Here is a 636-nt window from a genome sequence, read left to right as displayed (position 1 = left end):
GTCCAGGAAGCTCTGCCAGGTCAGTACGCGCTCACCGGCGGCGATGCCGAGCAGGGCGAAGAAGGCGATGGGCCAGACCTGCGAGAAGGGGATCAGCCCCGTCGCCCAGGCGACGAGGTCCAGCCCCAGCAAGGCGAGGCCGGGCCAGCGGCCGCCAGCCATGAGCAGTGAGCCCAGCACGCCGAAGGCGGCGGCCTCGGTGGCGGTGGCCCAGCCCACGAACATCGTGCCGATGACAACGACGATCAGCACGGCGCAGGGGATGAGCTTGGAGCTCTGCCGCAGCTTCTCCGCGAAGGAGATGCGCGGCTCGGGCGCCGGCTGCTTCTTCGGGTTGAGCAGCGCCCAGACCACGATATAGGCGCTGAACAGCAGCATCACGATCAGCCCGGGCAGGCACCCCGCGATGAAGACGCGCACGATCGAGACCTCGGCCGCCACCGCATAGACCACCATGATGATCGAGGGCGGGATCAGGATGCCGAGCGTGCCCGATGTGGCCAGCGAGCCGATCGCCACGTCCTCGTCATAACCGCGCTTCTTGAGCTCCGGCAGCGCGATCTTGGAGACGGTGGCGCAGGTCGCGGCCGAGGAGCCCGAGACCGAGCCGAAGATGCCGCAGGCCAGGATGTTCAC

General features: G+C 68.4%; 1 protein-coding gene. It reads right to left on the bottom strand.

The window, feature by feature from the left end:
- Window positions 1–636: TRAP transporter large permease subunit (locus AC1DWF_RS35660; protein ID WP_476843176.1), on the bottom strand; the 636-nt coding region annotated here is incomplete at both ends.

It is taken from the genome of Aminobacter sp. P4_D5 (assembly GCF_056401815.1).
Note: the sequence above shows the minus strand (reverse complement) of the source record. Positions and strands in the feature narration are given on the sequence as shown.